Raw genomic sequence first — 19,804 nt, forward strand, 5'->3', positions numbered from 1 at the left:
CCTCGACAACAGTGAATCGGAGAAAAAGGAAGGGCGGAGGCGGCCGCCCCGAGCGGGGGTGGAACAGTCCAGGAGCCCGTGATGCGACGCTTGCCCTCATCGACGCCCCAGCCTTACGATCGTCTCTCGGCGTCGCTTGAGCTGCCGACAGACCTTCAGCCGGAGCTGGACGACGCGTCCCTACTCTCCCTGCTGATGACACGCACCTTGCCACAGCGTGACATTCCCCGGACCGTTGAGACTTTGCTGGAGGTCTTCGGCTCGGTCGCAGCCGTTGTCGCTGCCGACCCGCCGGAACTCGCCCGGGCCGCTTCACTAAATGCGACCACGATCACCGACCTCAAATTATTGCAGCGGTTGAGTGTTCGCCTGGCCCGGTCGGAGGCTTGCCGACGTCCCGTCGTGTCGTCCTGGTCATCCCTTCTGGACTATGTCCGCTCAGCGTTGGCCCACGCGCCCCGGGAGCAGTTCCGCGCCCTTTACCTGGATCGAAAGAACGTCCTCCTTCGGGACGAATTCCTCGCAGAAGGGACCGTTGACCACGCGCCGGTCTACCCCAGGGAAGTCATCCGGCGCGCGCTCGAGGTCTCGGCCTCCGCGCTCATTCTGGTCCACAACCATCCGTCCGGCGATCCGACGCCCTCGCGCGCCGACATCGAAATGACCCGGCAGATCGTCGAGGCGGCACGCGTCTTCGGCCTGCAGGTTCACGACCATCTCGTCATCGGCCGCCAAGGCACCACGAGCTTCAAACAGCTCGGGCTGATCTGAGGTAGCCATGACCCTTCACGCCATCGTCGCCGCCCTGGGCGGCGACCTTTACGCCGGGGGCTCCCGCGCCAGCATCCCCGCGCCCGGCCATAGCGCGGCGGACCGATCGGTTTCGCTGATGCTGGCCGATGATCGGGTCATCGTCCACGGGTTTGGCGGCGCCGACTGGCGAGCCGCCCGGGATGACCTTCGCGTTCGAGGCTTCATCGACGACGCCGGCCGGCTCACCGGCGGCGGGCGTGGGCGGTCCTCTGCGCCCAGGCCGGATCGTCGCCTTCGTATCGAGACTGCATCGCGTCTGTGGACCGCGACGACAGAGCGACCCCCCCATGGTCCGGCGGGTCTCTATCTGCGGCGCCGCGTGGTCTCGGCCGGAGCCGCCGCTTCCAATCTCCGCCTACATTCCTCCGCGCCACTGTCGGTCTATCGGACCGGCGGACGCATGCGTCCGGCTCTGATCGCCCGGATCAGCGACGCCGACGATCGTCTGACGGCCGTCGAACTGACCTATCTCGAGACCAATGGGCTGCTCGCTGCCGGCTTGCGCCTGGCTCGTAAGACCGTGGGTCAGGTGCCCCCCGGCGCAGCCGTTCGCCTCTCGCCTGCCGCCGAATACATGCTGGTCGGCGAAGGCGTGGTCACGACCCTATCGGCCATGGACCGGTTCGGTCTTCCCGGCTGGGCCCTCATGGCCGCCAACAACCTCGCCGTCTGGTGCCCGCCCGCCTGCGTGCGCAGGGTCCTGATCGCCGCCGACCGGGGGGAGGCCGGTGAGGCTGCGGCGGCCCGGCTGCGCCGCCGCCTGGTCCATGACGGTCTTGAGGTAGAGGTGTCATGGCCCGAGCCGCCGTTCGGCGACTGGAACGAGGTCGCGGTCGCGGCGGCATCGCAAAGGAAGGAGCGAGGGGGCTGAGGGGCGCCGGAGCGGCGGGGATGGACTCCGTCGCCCGGCAGGAGAGACCTCATGACCGCCCTCGTTCCCGCCATCACCCCCACAACCCCGGCTCCAGAAACCACGACCCCGGCCGTCATCTTCACGCCCGTGGAGCGCATCGTCCGTCTCGGCGATCTCGGCATCGCGCGAGAGAACCTGCGCTATGGCGAACCGCCGGACGAGGACATTCCGACCCTGGCCGCCACCCTGAAGGCGGCCGGACAGCTTCAGCCCGTCACCGTTCGCCCGGGCCGCGGCAAGAAGGAGCAGGCCTTCATGGCCCTCGACGGCCGCCGGCGCCGCCTGGCCCTGGCGATCCTGCTCGAGGCCGGCGACATCGACGAGGACTATCCGGTCCGCACGTATGTCGAGACCGATCCGGCTCGCCAGGCGGCGGCGGTGCTGCTGACCAACACCGCCGTTCCGGTCCACGTGGCCGATGTCATCGCGGCCATCGGCCGGATGCTGAAGTCGAAGCTGACGATCACGGCCATGGCGCGGGCACTCGGTTACGACGAGATCGAGATCAAGCGATTGGCGGTCCTGTCCGGCGTCGCGCCCGCCGCTCTGGTGGCGCTGAAGGCGGGCCGCATCACCCTTCGCCAGACCCGGTTGCTGGCACGGCTGCCGGATCGCCAAGAGCAGGAGGATCTCGCCCAGATGACCTTGGACGGCCATGGGTTCCAGGAATGGCGGGTCAGCGAACGTCTCGACGACAGCCGGGTCACCACGCGCGATCGCCGCTGCGCCCTGGTCGATCCTCGGGCCTATGCCGACGCCGGAGGCCGCACCGAGACCGACCTGTTCGGCGAACTGCCGCCTGTTCTGCTCGACCCGGACATTCTGACCGCCGTGTGGACCCGTCGCGCACGCGGGATCGCGGCCGTGTTCGAGGCCGAAGGGATCTCGGTTCACGTGACCGCTGGCCCGGAGCCAGAGCTTCCCGATGATCTTGAGGCGCTCGGTTATGTGTATGGCGGTTCACTCCCCGCCGAAGAGATGGCGCGCTACCGGGCGCAGCGGGAGGTGTTCAACGATCGGACAGAGAAGGCGCGAATCGCCCTGGCGGACGTCGAGCACCCCGACGTCGCCGATCTGGCGATCGTCGATATGATCCACGCCAAGATCGCATCAGACCAGACTGGATGCGGGGGCCGGGTCGTGACGACGCTGGTCCTGTGGCCGGCCGCGGAGGCAGGCGTCGAAGTCCGCTGCTACACGCTCGAGGAACCCGAGATCGACGAAGAGGATGAGGACGCCGCGCCGGAGGCCGCGCGTCGGACCTCGGCGCCACTGGCCTATGTCCCGCCGGAAGTCGAGGCTCCGGAGCCGGAGACCGATGGCGTCAACCACGCCCTTCACGCCGTGCGGACCGATGTAGCGACGCGCGGCCTGATCCGCGCCTTGGCCGACGATCCCGGGGCGGCGCTGACGGCCTTGATCGCCCGGCTGTTCACCGTCCTCGTCCGGCGCGCCCACATCGGGCGCGTGGACTCAGCCCTGGCCATCACGGCCTGTGGGTTCAATCCGGCCAATGGCCGGGTCATTGAGACCCTCGACGGGGACGTGCGTCGCCGGCTCGAAGATCGCCGTACGGCCTGGGAAGCGTCCGGCAAGACGGTGATCAGCTGGGTGCATGGGCTTGCTCACGGCGAGAAGATGGGACTGCTGGCGGAACTGACCGCCATCAGCCTCGATGTTCGCGAGGAAAAGACCTTCTCGATCCGGCGCAGCGCCCGGGCCGAGGCGGCGGAACTGGCGGCGCTGTGCCACGCGGACATCACCCTGCACTGGACGCCCGACGCCCCCTTCCTGCAGCCCCATTCCAAGGGCCTGCTGACGGGGATGCTCGAGACCATGGGGGCCGAGGACGAGCGGGCGAAGACGCTCCGCAAGACCGAGCTGGTCGACTGGGTCGCCGAACAGGCCGCGAACCGGACATGGGCCCCGGCCGCCCTGTCCTGGGCCGCTCCGGTCGATGCCGATAGCGACCCGGACGGCCCGGACATCGCGGACGAGGACGTCGTCCCCGCATCCGGCGAAGATGGGGGTGAGGTCGATGAGGACGACGAAGGGGCTGGCGCCTTCGCCGTCACACCGGCGGGCGAGGCGGCTCTGGACTCTGCCGCCGCCTGATCGTGCGTCTACGCAAACACCGCTCCGGCGATCTGCCGGGGCGGTGTTTTTCTGTTGTCGCCATCAGCGCGGGTCCAACTGCCGGGAGACGGAGGAAGGGCGAGGCGAAGCGAGCCTGGAGGACCGAGAGGGAGGAGCCCTCCGCTCCAGGCGCTCGGAGCCTTCCCATGTCCAAGACCCGCAACCTGTCCCTGTTCGCCGACGCCACGATCGGGGACGCCACGGCCAACATCCTGGCGGCCGCCCGCGCCCTGGCCATCCACCTCGCCCGTTCCCGCCCGCTGGATCGACGCCTCGTGGCCGACGTCATGACCACCGCCTTCGGGGCGTCGGACGCCGAGGGCGGCTGGACCTGGCGCGACGCCTATGACGCCATCGAGGCGGCGACCGTGCTTCAGATCCGCCGTCTCGCGCCCCAGATTGCGCGGCTCGAGGATGCGCCAGCCGAGATCGCCGCGCTGCTCGCCGGAGTCTCCGCGCTCGGCCTGACCCACAGCCGGCGCAGCGAGGAACAGGTGGCGTTGGACCAGTTCTCCACCCCACCCCAGCTCGCAGCGCTCGCGGTGCTGGCGGCGCAGGTTCGGCCGGCCGACCTCGTGCTGGAGCCCTCGGCCGGGACCGGATTGCTGGCTGTAGTCGCGGAAGCGTGCGGAGGGAGCCTGACGCTGAATGAGTTTGCGCCCACGCGCGCCTCGCTGCTCGACGGGCTGTTCCCCAATGCGACGCGCCGGCGGCACGACGGCCGCCATTTGCCCGATCTCCTGACGGACGCCGGATCGTTCGACGTCGTGGTCTGCAATCCGCCCTTCTCGGATCTTCAGGCTCATCTCATCTCGTCGCTGAAGGTCTTGGCCGATGGCGGACGGATGGCGGCGATCGTGCCGCTCACCGCCCTCGCCGACACCGATCTGAGACGGGCTCTGGAACGGCACGGCGCTATGGTCGCCGCCGTGGCCTTTCCGGCGCGGGCCTTCGCCAAGCACGGTACGTCGGTGGAAACCGGCCTTCTGGTCATGGATCGGGGGGGGACAGGGATCTGGGACGGCCTTCTTCATCAGCCCGAAGATCTGGAGGCGACCGCCCGGGTCCTGGCGCGCCTCCCGGATCGCGCCACCGCCCGTCCGCGAGCACGGTTGACGCTGGACGCCGCAGCCTTCCTGGCCCCGCGCGAGCGAGGTCTCGCGCTTCCCGCAGGCCGACTGGCGTTCCTCGCCAGCTCAACGCCCTTGGCCTACGAGGTGCGGCCCTGGGCAGGGGAAGGCCGCGACGTTGGCCTTTATCAGGCCCATGCTCTGGCGCGGATGGTCCTTCCTGATCCCCGGCCCCATCCTTCGCCCCTGGTCGAGTCAGGCCCAATGGCTTCCGTCGCTCCACCTGCGCCGACGTATCGGCCGGTGTTGCCGCCCAGCTTGCGCGACGCGGGCCGGATTTCCGACGCCCAGACGGAGACGGTGATCTACGCCGGCGAGGCCCACGCGGCCTTCCTGCCCGGCCGGTTCCGTCTCGGCGAGGCCGCCCATGAGGTCATCCTCGTTCGCGACGATCAGGAGGACGTGATCCAACTTAGGCGCGGCTTCTTCCTCGGCGACGGCACCGGCTGCGGCAAGGGCCGCCAGATCGCGGCGATCGTCGCCGACAACATGAGCCAGGGTCGGGTGAGGGCGCTCTGGCTGTCGCGCAACGACGCCCTACTGGAGGACGCCCGCCGCGACTGGGGCGCGATCGGCGGCGGCGCCCACGACGTCGTGCCGCTGTCGAGCTGGAAGCAGGGCGACGGCGTCCGGCTGGATCGCGGGATCCTGTTCACGACCTATGCGACCATGCGCCAGCCGGCGCGTGGCGGGCGGCAGTCCCGTCTCGACCAGATCGTCACCTGGCTCGGGGAGGACTTCGACGGCGTCATCGCCTTCGACGAGGCCCACGCCATGGCCAATGCGGCCGGGGGCGGCAAGGGCGCGCGGGGAACGAAGAAGGCCTCGCTTCAGGGCATGGCCGGGCTGGCCCTGCAGAACCGGCTGCCGAATGCCCGGATCCTCTATGTCTCGGCGACCGGCGCGACCACGGCGGAGAACCTCGCCTATGCCGCCCGGCTGGGTCTATGGGGCGGGCCGGAAGCGCCCTTCATGTCCCGCGCCGACTTCCTCGACGCCATGGACCGGGGCGGGGTCGCGGCCATGGAACTGGTCGCGCGCGAGCTCAAGGCGCTCGGGCTCTATGTGGCGCGGAGCCTGTCGTTCGAGGGCGTCGAATACGACCCGCTGGTTCATCCGCTGACGCCGGACGACATCGGCATCTGGGACGCCTGGGCCGACGCTTTCCAGTTGATCCACGCCAACCTGGCCGAGGAGCTCAAGGCGACCGGCCTCAATGACGATGATGGCAAGGCGAAGAGCGGCCAGGCGGCTTCTGCGGTCCACTCCGCATTCGAGGGCGCCAAGCTGCGGTTCTTCGGTCACCTCTTGGCCGGGCTGAAGGCGCCCAGCCTGATTGCGTCCATCCGCGACGACCTCGCCTCGGACCGATCGGCCGTGGTCCAGATCGTCTCGACCAATGAGGCGGTGATGGAGCGGAGGCTGTCGTCCATCCCGCCCGAGGAGTGGAACAATCTCTCGATCGACCTGACACCGCGCGAATACGTCCTCGACTACCTCCGTGAGGCCTTCCCCATCCACCTGATGGAGGCGATCGAGGATGACGACGGCATTGTCACCATGGTCCCGGTCATGGACGAAGGACGGCCCGCCGTCAGTCAGGAGGCGCTCGTCTTGCGCGAAGCCTTGATCGGGAAGATGGCTTGTCTGCCCGCAGTTCCCGGAGTCCTCGACGCCCTTCTTGAGGCCTTTGGCACGGACGCCGTCGCCGAGATCACCGGCCGGTCGCGCCGGGTGGTGGTGCGCGACGGTCGTCGCGTCGTCGAGCGGCGCGGCGCTTCGGCGGCGCGGGCCGAGACCGACGCCTTCATGTCGGGGCGCAAACGGGTGCTGATCTTTTCCGACGCCGGTGGAACGGGGCGCAGTTATCATTCGGACCTCTCGGTTCCGAACCGGCAGCGGCGGGTCCACTATCTGGTCGAGCCGGGTTGGCGCGCCGACGCCGCCATCCAGGGTCTGGGCCGTAGCCACCGCACCCACCAGGCCTCCGCGCCCCTGTTCCGGCCGGTGACCACCGACATCCAGGGCGAGAAGCGGTTCACCTCGACGATCGCCCGTCGGCTGGACTCACTCGGCGCCCTGACCAGAGGCGAGCGCCGAACCGCCGGGGCCGGGCTGTTCCGGGCCGAGGACAATCTGGAGAGCCCCTGGGCGCGCCGGGCTCTGCTGGTCTTCTACGGCGCGCTGGCCTTCGACGAATTGTCGTCGATGACGCTGGAGACCTTCATGGCCAGGACGAGCCTGAAGCTGCTCGATGACGACGGCGGCCTGAAACCCTCCGACAACCTGCCGCCCATCCACACCTTCCTCAACCGGTTGCTGGCGCTGCGCATCGCCGACCAGAACGCTCTGTTCGCGGACTTCGACCGGATCCTGTCCGGCATCCTCGAGCGCGCCGCAGCTTCTGGTGATCTGGATCGCGGTCTGGAAGACATCGAGGCCGAGGAACTGGAGGTCACGGATCAGGAGGTCATCCGGACCGATGTCTCCACCGGCGCCGAGACGGCTCTGATGACCTTTTCGCTCAAGGTCCGACGAGAGCTCCTTGTCTCGGACGATGCCCTGACCTGGGCGGAGGACGTCGCCCACCGGCTGGTTATAAACGAGAAGTCGGGCCGCGCCGCGATCGCTGAACTGGGCCTGACCACCTCGACGGACGAGAACCGGCTGATCACCGCCGTGCGGCTGGTTCGTCCCGACGACCGCCAGACGATGGCCGAGAAGACGTTCGAGGAGTCCGCGTGGAAGCCTGCGGAACGCTCGGCCTGGCGTCGGGTCTGGGACGAGGAGGTCGCCGGAACCGATCCATGGCGAACGCGCGAACTCACCCTCGCGACCGGGTTGTTGCTGCCGATCTGGGGCCGGTTGCCGGCGCGAGGCTGCTCGGTCCGCCGCGTGCGGGCGCCCGACGGGCGCCGTTGGCTCGGTCGGGTGCTGGACGCCGTCCAGGCCCGCGCCCTCAAGACGAGCCTGGGCCTGACCGATGTCGCCGAAGTCTGGGCGGATGGCGCCAGAACAGCCGCGACGATCCTGGACCGCAACGTCCAGCTGTCGCTGGAGGGCGGGCTGTGGCTGAAGCGGTCCCGGGTCATGGATCGCTGGCGCATCGAGGTGGTCGGGGGTCGGACGGATCGTGACGCTCTGGTCGCCCTGGGCTGTTTCGTGGAGATCATCGCCTTCACCCCTCGGGTGTTCGCACCGGTCGACCAGCCGAAAGTCATCGAGGCGGTGTTGCGTCGCCATCCCGTCGGCGCGGTCCTCGACGGCGCCGCAGCCTGACAGGTTCATGTGGAGACCCGGCGCTGTCGGATCGACAGCGCCGCCGAACAGTCGTCCTGGCCTTGGCGATGAACAGACTGACGCCGATGGAATGGGCTCGCGCCAAGGAACCGATCTCGCAGCTGAGTCTGGCGAGCCGGGGCGCGGGCGATCCTCAGCGGATGGTCGCCTGGCTCGAGGCCAGGGCCGGCCCCGGCTGGTTCTACGGCAGTGGCGACAACTACCATTTCGGGTCTGCGGCCGACGCTACCGCCTTCCGGCAATGGCTCGCCTCCGTTCCGGCGGGGATCTAGGTCGGGCCTACGCCTCTTCGGCGCGCTGGGCCTGTCGGCGACGCACGGTCTTCATCAGGTTTTCATCCAGCTTGGGTCGGTCCCACGTGCGCCCACCCGGGATCGCGGCGAGCGCCTCGGAGTAGCGCATGTAGGTGAAGACGCGATCGACGACCTCGATCATGAGCGCCTTCATTTCGGGATCGGAAATCCGGCTGAGTTCGGTCCAGGGGATGTCGCCGTCCGGCGTCCGCACGGTGACGTCGCTGAAGTCGCCGGTGTGTGACACCGGGAACCGTCCCGCGTGCAGGTCCTCCAGACCCGTATTGCGCACGCAGATCTCGACGATGGATTTGGTCATCCGTTCGAGATCGCGTGTGTCCTTCGCCGACAGAGTCTGCTCGTCCATGTCGTCTTTCCCTGGATCGTCCGCGATGAAGCGGCGACCAGTCTAACACGGCGTCTCCATGCTCAGACATCCGTCGGTCCTCGACAGCCCCGGCCGGGCGGAGGCCCGGTCGGAGGAGGGGGCGGGAGGAAGGGAGTTTCCGGGCGAAGCGGGATTGGGGAGATCGGCTCCCTAGGCGGCTTCGGTATCAAGGAGACTGACATGCAAAACGTGATGTTCACCGGCCGACTGGCGGCCGACCCCCAGATCACCGACGACTTCGGCAAGGCGGTGTTTCGCCTGCTTGAGAGCCGCGGCGTCGACGCCGCCGGCAAGGACCGGCTGGTCGGCGTCAACTGCGTGAGCTGGTCGAAGGGTCTGAACGAAAAGGTCATCGCCCGGGGCCTCGCGCAGGGATGTGAGGCCGTCGTCATCGGCGCCTTCATCGACACCGCCTACGCGGCCAAAAATGGGACCGAGCGGACGGCCAAGGAATTGGTCGTCAACCGGCTCACCGTCCTCGACTGGGCCGAAGACCGCGACACCCAGGACACCAGCGCCGACCGCGCCGCTGCCTGATCCATCTCAACATTCAATTCTCAGGAGACTGACATGCAAACCGTGATCATCGAAGGCTATCTGACCGCCAACCCTTCCGTCCTCGCCGCGCAAGGCACGGGCAAGAAGCGGGCGAGCTTCCGAGTGCTCGAGACAACCCGCTTCCGCAAGGCCGACGGGACGCCTGGAGAGCGCACTACCGGCTTCAACTGCATCTGCTTCAACGAGGCGACGGCCGAGAAATACATCGGCCCGTTCGCCAGAAAGGGCAGCCGCGTAGTGATCCAGGGTCACGTTGAAAACGACACCTGGACCGGCAAGGACGGTGTCGAACACTACGACATGCGAGTGATCGTCGGGGATATCCGCCTGAAGAACCGGCGCGAAGCTTCCGAGCCCGCCGTCGAGGACGAGGGCGCCTCAGGCCGCCAGGTCCACGAGCCGGCCAGCGGCTACGACCTGAACGACGATATCCCGTTCTAGGGGCGGGAAATGAGGGCGGTCCGATGCGCGAGCGTCGGGCCGCTTTCCTTTTGTGGCGGGAGGAAAAGGCAGGGCGGCGCAAGGCGAGCCGATCGGGCTCGTCAGCCTCGGAGCTTCCCATGACCGCCTCTGCCTGGACCGATGAACGCATCGGTCGTCTGAAGACACTCTGGCTCGCGGGCCAGACCGCCGAACAGATCGCCCTCGATCTCGCCAATGGCATCACGCGCAGCGCCGTGCTCGGCAAGGTCCATCGCATGGGTCTGTCGGCGGGCCGTCCCGGCCGCCCACCCAAACGCCCTGGCACCGGTCCGAAGCCGCCACGCCTCGCACCAACCGGGTCCCTGGCGGCCCGGCCGATCGACGCTCGCCCCGTAGCCGCGACTGAGCATGGCCTGGTCACAGTCCTCTCGGTGCGTCGCTGCCAGTGCCGTTGGCCTTTCGGTGAGCCCGGAGCCGCTGACTTCAGTCTGTGCGGTCAGCCGGTCACGCGCGGAGCCTTTTGTGCCTTGCATGCCGCCATCGCCTATCGGCCGGCGGCGGACACTCCCCGCACCATCGATCGGCTGGCGCGGCTGAACTGAGACCCGCCACCTCCTTGCTGCAGTCTTGAGACATGACGATCTGAACGGCGGCCTCCGCAAGGTCGCCGTTTCTCTTTTCTCCGGGCCGCCAAGATCGAGCCGCCCGCTGTTCGGCCTCTGGCAGCACGAGGTCTCGATGGATGCTCCGGCCGCTGAGTTGAAAGTCGCCGTCAAATTCTGGGCTGGGATCCGCTGACCATGGCGCGCGCGCTTCGGCTGGGCGGCACGCCGAACAAGCTTGAGGCCCGCATGGCCGAAATGAAGGCCGGCAATCGCGACATCAGCAGTCCCGTTCAGGTCGCCATGGAGGCGTTTCTGAGTGGCTGGCGGCTGACTGGCTGAAGTGAACCAGTAATAGGCTAAATCTTCTTGTCACCACCCGTGTCGGCATCTCTTCGCCCTAGGTTCTGGCGCAGGTGGTTAGGGAGATCAGATTTTTGGGCTCTGCAAGCGATCGTGATCAGCGTTGTTTCGACGGATCCGTAAGTGGACATTCTTGAAGTCGCCAAGGAGTGTTTAGCGCAACTTGCTCCAGCACCAAGCCGCAGCGGTTAGACACGCGACGATCCACAGGACGACTATCGCCATAGCCATGGGCCGGTTGATCGGCTTTGCCAGTGCAACCGCTTCCGCCCGAAACTCGACCATCAAGGCGGCGGGTATCAATCGAACCGCGAGCGCAATCCCCAACGGCACAATCAAAAGGTCGTCGAGATAACCGAGCACCGGGATAAAGTCAGGGATCAGGTCAATAGGGCTCAAAGCGTAGGCAGCGACCGCGCCGGCCACCAGCTTCGCAGCCATCGGCGTGCGCGGACTTCGCGCAGCGATCCAGAGAGCAACAACATCGCGCTTCAAGTCTCTGGCCCATGACTTGATCCGCGTCAGCATGCCTTGGGTTGTGCCGGGACTATCGGATGCATGCAACGGGTCGAAGTCGGTCGTTGGCTCATGCGCCAGGAGCAGAGCTCGTTATTGCGTTGGGCAGACGTCGCCTTGATCTCCGACCTTGCGCATGAGCGTTGGGCAATAAAGCTGGCCCTTGGGAGCTCAGTTTGACCTACTGCCTGCGGCGCCCGCAGGCATCCGTGAGCGGGACGGCGCCGTCGGCCCGCCGACGTCGACGGACAGGAAGATCGATGTCCGTTCGTCCGAATCGGCGCGGCGGCGCCGAATGGTGTCGTCGTCGCGAAGGGGCGACGACGACTTGCCCCCACACAACGCCCTCCGATTTTGTCACAGCACCCCGGAAGTCAACGGCTTCGCCTTATCCCCTCCGCGGAGGGGAAGCGGCCCTCCGCTCCGGTGACTGCCGGGGACCCCGCTGTGGCGAAAACCGGGGTCGTTGCGCATGGGGCGCTCGACATTTCTTCATCTCAAGGAATGATCAAATGACCCACTTCAACACTGCCTCCTCCGCCTTGGCCAACCTGTCCGCCTCTCTGGATGAGAGCGGTTCGCTTCCGACGGAAGACGCCCTGGTACAGCTCGGGCGCGCACTCATGACCGAGCTGATCGACGTCATCTCCGACACGGCGCTGGAGGATTTCCAGACCATCCTGGGAGAGGCCCTGATCGGCGCCTTCCATTCGGCGGCAGGGCGGATCGAACGCGATGCGGACCGGGCGCGCGATACGATGCGATCGCTCGACCGGGACTTCGACGGATCGGAGGCTGCGGACGTCGAACTCCAGGAAGCCACGGCGAAGGCTCGAGCAGGCGATGCGGCGACGCAGGCCTGCGAACTGATCCGGGACGCGGCCTCCGAAACCTGGACGGTCGCGACCGGGGAGGTCTGGACGGCCTGGCGGGGATCGCGGCGCGGCACGCATCTGACGGCCGCCCAGCTCGAAGCCAAACAGGCGATCCGTGCGATCCGGAACCGGAAGTCGGGAGAGGCGGATCCGGGCGGTCCGGTGGTCGCTTTCCGGGGCGCGCCGACGGCGGACAGCGCGGAGGATGCCGGTCGGATCTTCGACGCCCTGAACTGGGCGAAGCAGGAATGGCCGGACATGGCTCTGGCGACGACCGGGGCGAAGGGCTCCGAGAAACTCGCGATCAAATGGGCCCAGCAGAAGGGGGTGAAGCTGATCCTCGCCCGCGCGGATTTCGACACCCACGGCAAGGCGGCTCCCTTCCGGGCGAACGATGAACTTATCGCGCTCGAGCCGGAGGTCTGCCTCACCCTGGTCCATTCGGTGGCGGGGGTGAGGGAGGATCACCGGCCATTCGGACCAGCGCTCAACCTCGGACAGAAGGCGATGGAGTCCGGGTTGAGGCATGTGCCCATCAAGGCCCGCGCTGCCTGAGAGACTGCGCCTGAAATCAACGACCCGCTCGGCTTCGGCCGGGCGGGTTTTTGTTTGTCATCCGGCGGCTCGATCCGATCGACGGCCTGTGCAGCGTGTGTATCTCGCTTCCGATCACCCACTATGATGACTGTTGATAGGATATGTCGGAATGTGATTTCGATGGATGACAATCTGCAAAAAGGGTCGGAGGGCAAGATAAAAGGGTATTTTTGGCTGCTCCGGTTTCTTTTATTCTGTCCGACAGTTAGCCGCGTGCTGGAGTGCGATTGACGACTTGCCTTGAGTTGTCGTCCTTCGAGCCTTCGTTGCATGCTCTGGAGGACTGCGAATGCTGATCCGCGACGAGATAGACGGCAGAGTTTCCACCGGCTCCGGCCGGACCGCCGACGCCGTGCGCCTCGGCCTTCCGTTGTCCCTCAAGACCGAGCGGATGAACGTCAAGAACGGCATGCTCAAGCGTCTGGCGAGTTCCAAAGCCTTCGCTTTGGGCAATCGTTCAGGGGTGCTCAAGGCGGCGCAGAACCGGTCAGGCCGCGCCTTCAGGCTGGACGTTCGCCAGAAGGTGATCGTCAAGGCGCTGGTCTCTCGACACATGGGCAAGGGCGCCGACCGGGCCGCCGCACTGGCCAAACATGTGTCTTATCTCGGACGGCCGGGCGCCGGCGTCGAGGGTGAGCGGCCGGAGTTTTTCGATCGCAGTGCCGATGGCGTTCAGCCCGGCGTCGAGACCGATGGCTGGAGCCAGGACAGGCATCATTTCCGCTTCATCATCTCGCCTGAGCACGGCGAACGGCTCGACATGAAATCCTATGTCCGCGAGGTCATGGGACGCGTCTCCGCGGACCTCGGAGAACCCAATCTGAAGTGGGTGGCGACCTGCCATTTCGACACCGATCAACCCCATGCCCATGTGCTCGTTCGGGGCCGCCGCGAAGATGGCCGGGATCTCGTCATTCCCCGCGATTACATTGGTTATGGATTCCGCGCGCGGGCGCAGGAAGTGGCGCAGGAGCGGCTTGGCGATCTGTCACGGGTCGATGCCGAACGACGCATCTGGAAGGAGACGGAGGCGGATCGCTTCACCGGTTTCGACCGGCGGCTGATCGCCGAGACGGACAAGCACGGGATGGTCTATGACGGGGTCGGATCGACCGACGCTTGGGCGGCGCTGACACGGGGCCGGCTGAGACATCTGGAACAGCTTGGGCTCGCGACGCGGTCCGGGCGGCGGTATCGGCTCGACGGCGAGATGGAGAAGAAGCTGCGCACACTGCAGGTGCGGCGCGACATCATCCGCACCCTCAATCAGCGTCGGCTAGAGGGCGCGAGGGATGTACGGGTTCTCGGTAAGGACAGTGTACGAGGGGTGGTTGTGGAGACCGGGTTTCATGATGAGGCAGGGGCTTCGCCCTGGGCGGTCGTGCGCGACGGATCGGGCATCGAGCATTACGCACGGCTCCGGCCAGGCAAGCCCACTGAGGTCGGAAAAACAGTATCACTCGAGCCCGTCGGCAACGGACTGGCGCAGATCGCAAAGGGGCGAGGCGAAGATCTTAGCCGCTGAGGCCTGGCGCCTCGGGAGTTCAGAGCGTCGGGAGGCTCCACCCCTTCACTGACCGTTTAGGTCAAAAGGACAGGGCTACCCCAAGACAAAAGATTGCTGATCTGCTCGGCAGCACGTTCGCTCCGAAGGCGACTGATCGCTTCCTGCGTCGCATCAACCGTTTCGAAGTCCCGGATCAATCGCTCGGGCTGCTGCATCCGCGCCATCGTTGAGGCCAAGGCTTCGGCGACGGAGGATCCCGCGAGATCGAGAGACAGTGAACAGCCGAAGGCAAGCGCGGCATAGTAGTCGATCGGCCAGAGATGCCCGATGACGCTCTGATCCGCGGTGGTAAGCTCGTGTCCAAAGCCGATGCGAGCTAGTCCGCCCCGGTTCTGGGTCGCCGTTGCGCTGCAGATATTCAGCACCAGAAGACGCCGGCCGGTTTCAGGACGCGCGTAAGCCGCGATCTCGGTTGATGTCAGCACAGTTCCGTCAGCCAGCACCAGTCCACTTTCACTTTGCCGGAAGGGTGACTGTTCGCCGTGTCCGATGATCCACAGGAGGTCGGCATCTGGATCTTCATAGAATGCCTGGAACGCACGCTGGTCCAAGGGCGCTCCGACAACCTTGATCTCCCAGCCGGCGTGCAGACCCACAGCCCGGATGAAACTAACCTCGGCCTCCGTTGTCTGGGTTTCGCCCGGCCAGATACTGACGCATCGGGTGGTCCTGTCCTGAAGCGGAGCGGCAAGGCTCGCTTCCATGGGTGCCAGCCAGCCGAGAATATTCGAAAGCGTCGCCTGTACCGGGTCACGATGAGCGGGCATGACGACCACCGATCGCGGGCGCCATCGTTCAGGCAGATGAGGCGCCAGCTCGTCGAAGCGATAATGGCGCGCGATCGCTGCCGTGAGCTCCGGCGCTTTGTCATGAGCCGGCGCGCCGAGCATACGCTCGTCCAGAAGCAGCGCGCGGTCACCCGCCGGGCCGCGGAAATATTCATTCAGGGCAGTCGATAGGCCCGCTAGGAGGCCTTCCAGGCTCTCGCCGCCTTCATCCCCTTCAATCAGATGCCGGCCGCCAGGCCAGAGATAAGCAACGCCGTTCTTGTGTGCTGAGCCGATGTAAAGGACATCGGCACTGGCCTGCTCCATCCCGTCGACCCCGTACCAGGCCCACAACAAATCCATGATGTCCGCGACCGTCCCGAAATCGGTCAGACTGAAGATCAACGGGTGGATAATGGCGACGCGAGCTTCCAGGGCAAGGATTGCCACAGGGCCGCTCTCAAGCGCCCTGTAATCGTCCGCAAGTTTCCGGACTTCACCGAGTATCTGGACCCGAGCGGCGGTCCAATCCTCGTAGTCATCGATGGTGACCGCCAAAAGTTGGACGACCTCGTGTTCGACGAGGACATGGCGCAGGTCGCGGAGTGCTTCCTTGGCCCACTCCTGATGCGTTTGAGGCGTCCATTGAGCGGCAGCCGTCGTGAACAACACGGCCATCGTGGCCTTGGAGCGGTCGTCTATGCCGGGACGGCCATAGATTTCCGCCATGCTGCTGACCAAGGGCTCTGCGCATTTGTGCCCGCGATTGGTCGCCCAGTTGGCGATAGTGACGATCGCAGGAACGCCTCGCACGACATCTCCGGCCACGATCTCGTCCAAGACGTGAGCGATGCAGTAATCGGCGATCTGGTCGCACCAGTCGTCCATGCCGCCGAATTTTCTGGCGATCATGAAGGCGGCAGTGATCCAGTCGGTCAGGTTACGAAGACAGGCGGCATTCATTGGCCTGGCGACGCCGTCATACGGCGGCAGGCGATAGTTGCCTTTGTTGGCCCGCAGGTTGACGTTGTGGGTTCGGCTGGCGGACCAGTGGAGCCAGTTGTAGCAATCGCCATGCGCTCCCATCGCGACCGTCGTCATGATGGCGGGGATCGAAATTATGAACCGCATGGCGTCCAACCAGACAGCGCCCTCGTCGTCGCCGATGCGTCGGGTCTCGGCGGTCAGATCGCCGCGGATGGTTTCGGCCAGGTCGAAGAACGGTTGTCGATCGGCTCCTTGAGCTTGTTCGATAGCGTCCCGGAAAAAGCCAGCTACCGCCACCGGTGCCACGCCTTTCCACTCGAACTCGGCATCCCAGTTGGCGAGACCCGGATAAGCCGCTGAGGTCGTCGGAAAGCTATCGCGCAAGGTCATTGGTTTCCCTCGGTTCGTTGGGCGTCACCACCCGCTCGCTGACGGCGTGATGGGTTCACTCTCACCGGTTGCGACGGACGAGAACATAGGCAGCCCCGTGTCTGGTTGATTAGCGCGTTGCATGCGCCGCATGGGAGGCGAGGCATTTATGGTTGACCGGATTGCGGTGAATGCCCGCACCCGGTGGGCTGTTTGGTCAGACGGATTGACCGGCCTGATCACGCAGGTCGGCTAGCCGTTTCTGGCACGCCGCATCGATCAGGCCTCGCAGAATCCCGATCCGTTCAACAAGATATGCCAGCTCTTCGTCGGTGATCTTGAAATGCTTCGAATATCGACCCTTCACATAGGCGGCGCGAAGGAGTTCGAAGCTGCGCCGCTGAAGCTTAGTTTCGTGGGGCCAGGCGTCCGCCAAGCCAGCCACAAGCGGCTCCGTTAGCCGACGCAGGTTCGTCAGTTTGTGGGATTTCGGGGAGTAGCCGGTCAGGACAAGTAGTAGTCCGGCGTAAAGAGTCTCGGTCGCCTGGTGCAGGAGAAAGGCAGTCTTACGAGTGAATCCCCGGCCGCGAGTGAAAGCTGCTGTCTCAATGAACTCGTCGGCGCTTTCGGTCGCTTCCGCGTAGGTGTCTTCCGCCTCCTGCAGAGCCGTTTCAGGCGAGAGCGGGGTAGGCTCGATGAAGCTGACAGACGGCGTGTTCAGCAGGGTCACGCCGTCCCGTACGATGTCGATGAAGAAAGACCGGCCGTGTTCCAGCTTGTAGTTCACATCATCCAGACTGTGGACGATGACGCTGACTGGCGTTCGCAGCATTTGCCCCGAGGTGACGTCGGCCAGCAGCCGCTTTTCGGCCTTCTCCCAGAATTCGAAGTCCGTCAGGTCCTCGTGATCGACGACGACCAGCAAATCGAAATCCGAGAAGTATCTGCCGACGGGGTCATGAACCCAGTCGCCGCGCGCGTAGCTGCCGAACAGGATGATCTTGAGGATGCGTCCGTCGCGCAGGCGCGGCGCCTTGCGCGTCGAGGTCGCGACAGCGAACTCTTCCCGCAGGATGGCCACGGCGTGGTCCAGCTCCCGGCGTTTCGCAGGCGTCAATGACCTCAGAGGTTTCTTCATCAGTCAGAGTCTCTCTGATTGGCGGGCAGTCGGCAAGGAAAAGCACGGCTTGCGTGTTGTCTTGGACGTTTTCGCGGGACGGGGAATCTGCCAGAGTGAAGCTCAGCGGGTAGACGTGAATAGAGGTCGGTCTTCGGTCCGGGGAACGCGTGCTTCGGCAGGCGTTAGGATGCGGCCGCCCTTCAATCAGCGCGCCTCTTTGTCGGAGGATTCCAATGCCCGCGCCCCATTCCCCGCTTGCGGGAGCTGCGACGAGGTTGCGAGCAAAGCCGGGCGCCCGCCGGTGAACCCCAACAGGAAACTGCGCCGGCGGCGACGGGCCCTCGGAGCCCGCGATGGGGTATCCGCGCCCGTGACGCCCGTGGATGAGGCGCTGGAAGAGCTCATCCACGTCAGCGGGTTTTCGAACGATGTCTCCATGGCCTTGAGTGGGTCGGCGACGGACCGCGCCCGCGAATTGGCGTCTATGGTGCATGCCAAAGCCTGCGCCCACGGTCGGTCGATCGGGTTCGTCTGCCGCTCCAACATGTTCGATCATTCCGCCATTCTGGGATTGGCGCGCATGATCATCGAATGCCTCTCGACGTACGCCTACCTGGTCGAACAGGTGACCGAGGAGGACTGGGCCTTCCGGTACGCCGTGCTGCGACTTCACGACACGGTCTCCAGGATCAAGCTGCTTCGCGCCTGGCCCGCATGCGCAGGCACCGCCGACCTGAAGGCGGGTCGTGAAGACCTGATTATGGAAATTAGGTCACATCCGGCTTTCGCGGGCTTCGATGGTGAACAACAGAAACGCCTCGTGTCCGGCGAAACGATCTTCATCGGCGGCATGCGCAAGTCTGCAGCCCTTGCGGGCTGGAATCCTGATGTTTTCACTGCGCTCTACGGGTACTTCTCAGCCCACCTCCACGCGGCCCCGATGAGCTTCTTCCGCATGGACGATCATCGGGTGGACTACTTCTATCCCAATGACGCGCAAAAGCAGATCGCCTCCGTCGGTATCGCGACCGCCGCCGCTGCACTGAGACGTCTGTCGCTCCTTCATCTGGGCGATTTCGATTACAGCGGTCACCCTACGCTGTCGGCTGTCACGGCCGGCATGCGGGAGGCGGATGCAGCGTGTGAAGTTTTCGGGTGATCCGGAAACCTGCCGGACCTCGAGTTTCAAATCTCGTGCCGTTGCGATACGATTGGAGGCGCGTGCCGGTCTATAGGCGCATGTCCAATGGCCGCAGGGGCTGGCGCGAGCCAGTAGCGGCCGGACTCTCTCTCAAATTTCCGGGCCTTGTGTCGCAAGGTTCCAACGCCCGCCCCTTTCCACCTTTCCGGGTCTTGCGGACCCAAATCAAATCAGCCACGATTCCGGGGTCGGCCTTGGCCGATAGGGGCGTGGAATCCCCTGCGACATTCTAGCTGATCATGACGACGACGGTTTCGAGCTGTCCGCCGTCCTGTCCGGACGCGTAGATAACGTCGTCCGACGACCCCTCACGGGCGCAGGTATTTCCATGTGCGACTCTCAGCGCCCCTTCATCTGGATGGAGGCGGTTGCGTGTCGGAAGCCAAGACCGTGGGAGACGAGAACAGCGGCCGGTCCCGCCGGCACGCCCGACTGGAAGCCTTCTATCGTCGCTATTCCCAATGGCTGACGGCGCGACTGCGTGGTCGGTTCGGTTCGGACACTGAGGATCTGGTCCAGGAAATCTGGCTACGAGTGGCAGCGATCGAGGCGGATCTGGACATCCGTCACCCCCGGGCATTCCTGTTGAAGGTCGCCTTCAACATCGGTCTCAGCGGGGATCGTCAGCATCGGCGCCGGCGGCAGATACTCGACAGCGCCGCTCCGTTGGGAACAATGGCCCTGGAGCCGACCCAGAACGCGGCGGTGCAGATTCAGGAAATCGTGCTCGCCTTGCCACAACCTCTCCGGGATGTCTTTGTGTTATCCAGATTTGGCGGTTTGACGAACAACCAGATCGCCGAGCAACTGGACATCAGTCCGAAGACCGTCGAATGGCGCATGACCAAGGCCTTGGCTCAATGCGCCGCAGAGCTTCGGCGCTAGG

The 19,804-nt window shown here is 65.6% G+C and carries 17 protein-coding genes; 13 read left to right on the forward strand and 4 right to left on the reverse strand.

Annotation, left to right across the window (positions count from 1 at the left end; translation table 11 throughout):
• Positions 1-81: 81 nt before the first annotated feature.
• The 5 genes from radC to ACW172_RS08895 all read left to right on the forward strand — a co-directional run bounded on the left by radC (position 82) and on the right by ACW172_RS08895 (position 8,564).
• Positions 82-771, forward strand: a complete 690-nt coding sequence (gene radC, locus ACW172_RS08875) for a RadC family protein (RefSeq protein WP_183197673.1) — start codon at positions 82-84, stop codon at positions 769-771.
• Positions 772-778: 7 nt separating this feature from the next.
• A complete protein-coding gene (locus ACW172_RS08880) occupies positions 779-1,684 on the forward strand; it encodes a toprim domain-containing protein (RefSeq protein ID WP_183197674.1) in 906 nt (301 codons plus the stop codon).
• A gap of 51 nt (positions 1,685-1,735) precedes the next feature.
• Positions 1,736-3,841, forward strand: a complete 2,106-nt coding sequence (locus tag ACW172_RS08885) for a ParB/RepB/Spo0J family partition protein (RefSeq protein WP_183197676.1) — start codon at positions 1,736-1,738, stop codon at positions 3,839-3,841.
• A 167-nt stretch (positions 3,842-4,008) separates the two neighbouring features.
• Positions 4,009-8,271, forward strand: coding sequence for a strawberry notch-like NTP hydrolase domain-containing protein (locus ACW172_RS08890; protein WP_492034745.1), 4,263 nt, complete (start codon positions 4,009-4,011; stop codon positions 8,269-8,271).
• A 68-nt stretch (positions 8,272-8,339) separates the two neighbouring features.
• Positions 8,340-8,564 carry a hypothetical protein gene (locus tag ACW172_RS08895; RefSeq protein WP_183197679.1) on the forward strand — a complete coding sequence of 75 codons (225 nt, stop codon included), beginning with the start codon at positions 8,340-8,342 and terminating at the stop codon, positions 8,562-8,564.
• A 7-nt stretch (positions 8,565-8,571) separates the two neighbouring features.
• Here ACW172_RS08895 and ACW172_RS08900 read toward each other — a convergent pair whose 3' ends face one another.
• A complete protein-coding gene (locus ACW172_RS08900; protein WP_183197681.1) occupies positions 8,572-8,952 on the reverse strand; it encodes a hypothetical protein in 381 nt (126 codons plus the stop codon).
• Positions 8,953-9,153: 201 nt separating this feature from the next.
• On the opposite strand from ACW172_RS08900, the gene ACW172_RS08905 reads away from it, so the two are divergent.
• The 4 genes from ACW172_RS08905 to ACW172_RS08920 all read left to right on the forward strand — a co-directional run bounded on the left by ACW172_RS08905 (position 9,154) and on the right by ACW172_RS08920 (position 10,898).
• Positions 9,154-9,510 (forward strand): single-stranded DNA-binding protein, encoded by a 357-nt coding sequence (locus tag ACW172_RS08905; protein WP_183197683.1) that lies wholly within the window; start codon positions 9,154-9,156, stop codon positions 9,508-9,510.
• A 33-nt stretch (positions 9,511-9,543) separates the two neighbouring features.
• On the forward strand, positions 9,544-9,972 hold the full coding sequence (locus ACW172_RS08910) for a single-stranded DNA-binding protein (protein WP_183197685.1): 429 nt from the start codon (positions 9,544-9,546) through the stop codon (positions 9,970-9,972).
• A gap of 119 nt (positions 9,973-10,091) precedes the next feature.
• Positions 10,092-10,556 (forward strand): GcrA family cell cycle regulator, encoded by a 465-nt coding sequence (locus ACW172_RS08915; protein WP_183197687.1) that lies wholly within the window; start codon positions 10,092-10,094, stop codon positions 10,554-10,556.
• A gap of 198 nt (positions 10,557-10,754) precedes the next feature.
• Complete coding sequence (locus ACW172_RS08920) at positions 10,755-10,898, forward strand: hypothetical protein (protein ID WP_183197688.1); 144 nt, start codon at positions 10,755-10,757, stop codon at positions 10,896-10,898.
• Between the two features lie 174 nt (positions 10,899-11,072).
• Here ACW172_RS08920 and ACW172_RS08925 read toward each other — a convergent pair whose 3' ends face one another.
• Positions 11,073-11,447, reverse strand: coding sequence for a YkvA family protein (locus ACW172_RS08925; RefSeq protein ID WP_183197690.1), 375 nt, complete (start codon positions 11,445-11,447; stop codon positions 11,073-11,075).
• Positions 11,448-11,947: 500 nt separating this feature from the next.
• Here ACW172_RS08925 and ACW172_RS08930 point away from each other — a divergent pair, with 500 nt between their 5' ends.
• Entirely contained in the window at positions 11,948-12,865 is a 918-nt protein-coding gene (locus ACW172_RS08930; protein WP_492034746.1) for a DUF2493 domain-containing protein, read from the forward strand.
• 331 nt (positions 12,866-13,196) lie between these two features.
• Complete coding sequence (locus tag ACW172_RS08935; RefSeq protein WP_492034747.1) at positions 13,197-14,432, forward strand: DUF3363 domain-containing protein; 1,236 nt, start codon at positions 13,197-13,199, stop codon at positions 14,430-14,432.
• 56 nt (positions 14,433-14,488) lie between these two features.
• Here the strand turns inward: ACW172_RS08935 and ACW172_RS08940 are convergent, their stop codons facing one another.
• A complete protein-coding gene (locus ACW172_RS08940; RefSeq protein ID WP_492034748.1) occupies positions 14,489-16,618 on the reverse strand; it encodes a CHAT domain-containing protein in 2,130 nt (709 codons plus the stop codon).
• A 196-nt stretch (positions 16,619-16,814) separates the two neighbouring features.
• Positions 16,815-17,735: a HEPN domain-containing protein gene (locus ACW172_RS08945; protein WP_077354143.1), complete on the reverse strand. Its 921-nt coding sequence runs from the start codon at positions 17,733-17,735 to the stop codon at positions 16,815-16,817.
• 352 nt (positions 17,736-18,087) lie between these two features.
• Here ACW172_RS08945 and ACW172_RS08950 point away from each other — a divergent pair, with 352 nt between their 5' ends.
• Both ACW172_RS08950 and ACW172_RS08955 read left to right on the forward strand, forming a co-directional pair.
• Entirely contained in the window at positions 18,088-18,876 is a 789-nt protein-coding gene (locus tag ACW172_RS08950; protein WP_201098228.1) for a DUF5677 domain-containing protein, read from the forward strand.
• Between the two features lie 414 nt (positions 18,877-19,290).
• The gene (locus tag ACW172_RS08955) at positions 19,291-19,803 is read left to right on the forward strand and encodes an RNA polymerase sigma factor (protein ID WP_492034749.1); all 513 of its coding nucleotides are present in this window, start codon (positions 19,291-19,293) and stop codon (positions 19,801-19,803) included.
• Position 19,804: the final 1 nt, after the last annotated feature.

The sequence above is a fragment of the Brevundimonas sp. ALps5 genome (assembly GCF_058681645.1).

Bases quoted from the DNA above. Each gene is read 5' to 3' on its own strand.
- radC (WP_183197673.1), top strand. From the start codon at position 82: ATGCGACGCTTGCCCTCATCGACGCCCCAGCCTTACGATCGTCTCTCG.
- ACW172_RS08880 (WP_183197674.1), top strand. From the start codon at position 779: ATGACCCTTCACGCCATCGTCGCCGCCCTGGGCGGCGACCTTTACGCC.
- ACW172_RS08885 (WP_183197676.1), top strand. From the start codon at position 1,736: ATGACCGCCCTCGTTCCCGCCATCACCCCCACAACCCCGGCTCCAGAA.
- ACW172_RS08890 (WP_492034745.1), top strand. From the start codon at position 4,009: ATGTCCAAGACCCGCAACCTGTCCCTGTTCGCCGACGCCACGATCGGG.
- ACW172_RS08895 (WP_183197679.1), top strand. From the start codon at position 8,340: ATGAACAGACTGACGCCGATGGAATGGGCTCGCGCCAAGGAACCGATC.
- ACW172_RS08900 (WP_183197681.1), bottom strand. From the start codon at position 8,952: ATGGACGAGCAGACTCTGTCGGCGAAGGACACACGCGATCTCGAACGG.
- ACW172_RS08905 (WP_183197683.1), top strand. From the start codon at position 9,154: ATGCAAAACGTGATGTTCACCGGCCGACTGGCGGCCGACCCCCAGATC.
- ACW172_RS08910 (WP_183197685.1), top strand. From the start codon at position 9,544: ATGCAAACCGTGATCATCGAAGGCTATCTGACCGCCAACCCTTCCGTC.
- ACW172_RS08915 (WP_183197687.1), top strand. From the start codon at position 10,092: ATGACCGCCTCTGCCTGGACCGATGAACGCATCGGTCGTCTGAAGACA.
- ACW172_RS08920 (WP_183197688.1), top strand. From the start codon at position 10,755: ATGGCGCGCGCGCTTCGGCTGGGCGGCACGCCGAACAAGCTTGAGGCC.
- ACW172_RS08925 (WP_183197690.1), bottom strand. From the start codon at position 11,447: ATGCTGACGCGGATCAAGTCATGGGCCAGAGACTTGAAGCGCGATGTT.
- ACW172_RS08930 (WP_492034746.1), top strand. From the start codon at position 11,948: ATGACCCACTTCAACACTGCCTCCTCCGCCTTGGCCAACCTGTCCGCC.
- ACW172_RS08935 (WP_492034747.1), top strand. From the start codon at position 13,197: ATGCTGATCCGCGACGAGATAGACGGCAGAGTTTCCACCGGCTCCGGC.
- ACW172_RS08940 (WP_492034748.1), bottom strand. From the start codon at position 16,618: ATGACCTTGCGCGATAGCTTTCCGACGACCTCAGCGGCTTATCCGGGT.
- ACW172_RS08945 (WP_077354143.1), bottom strand. From the start codon at position 17,735: ATGAAGAAACCTCTGAGGTCATTGACGCCTGCGAAACGCCGGGAGCTG.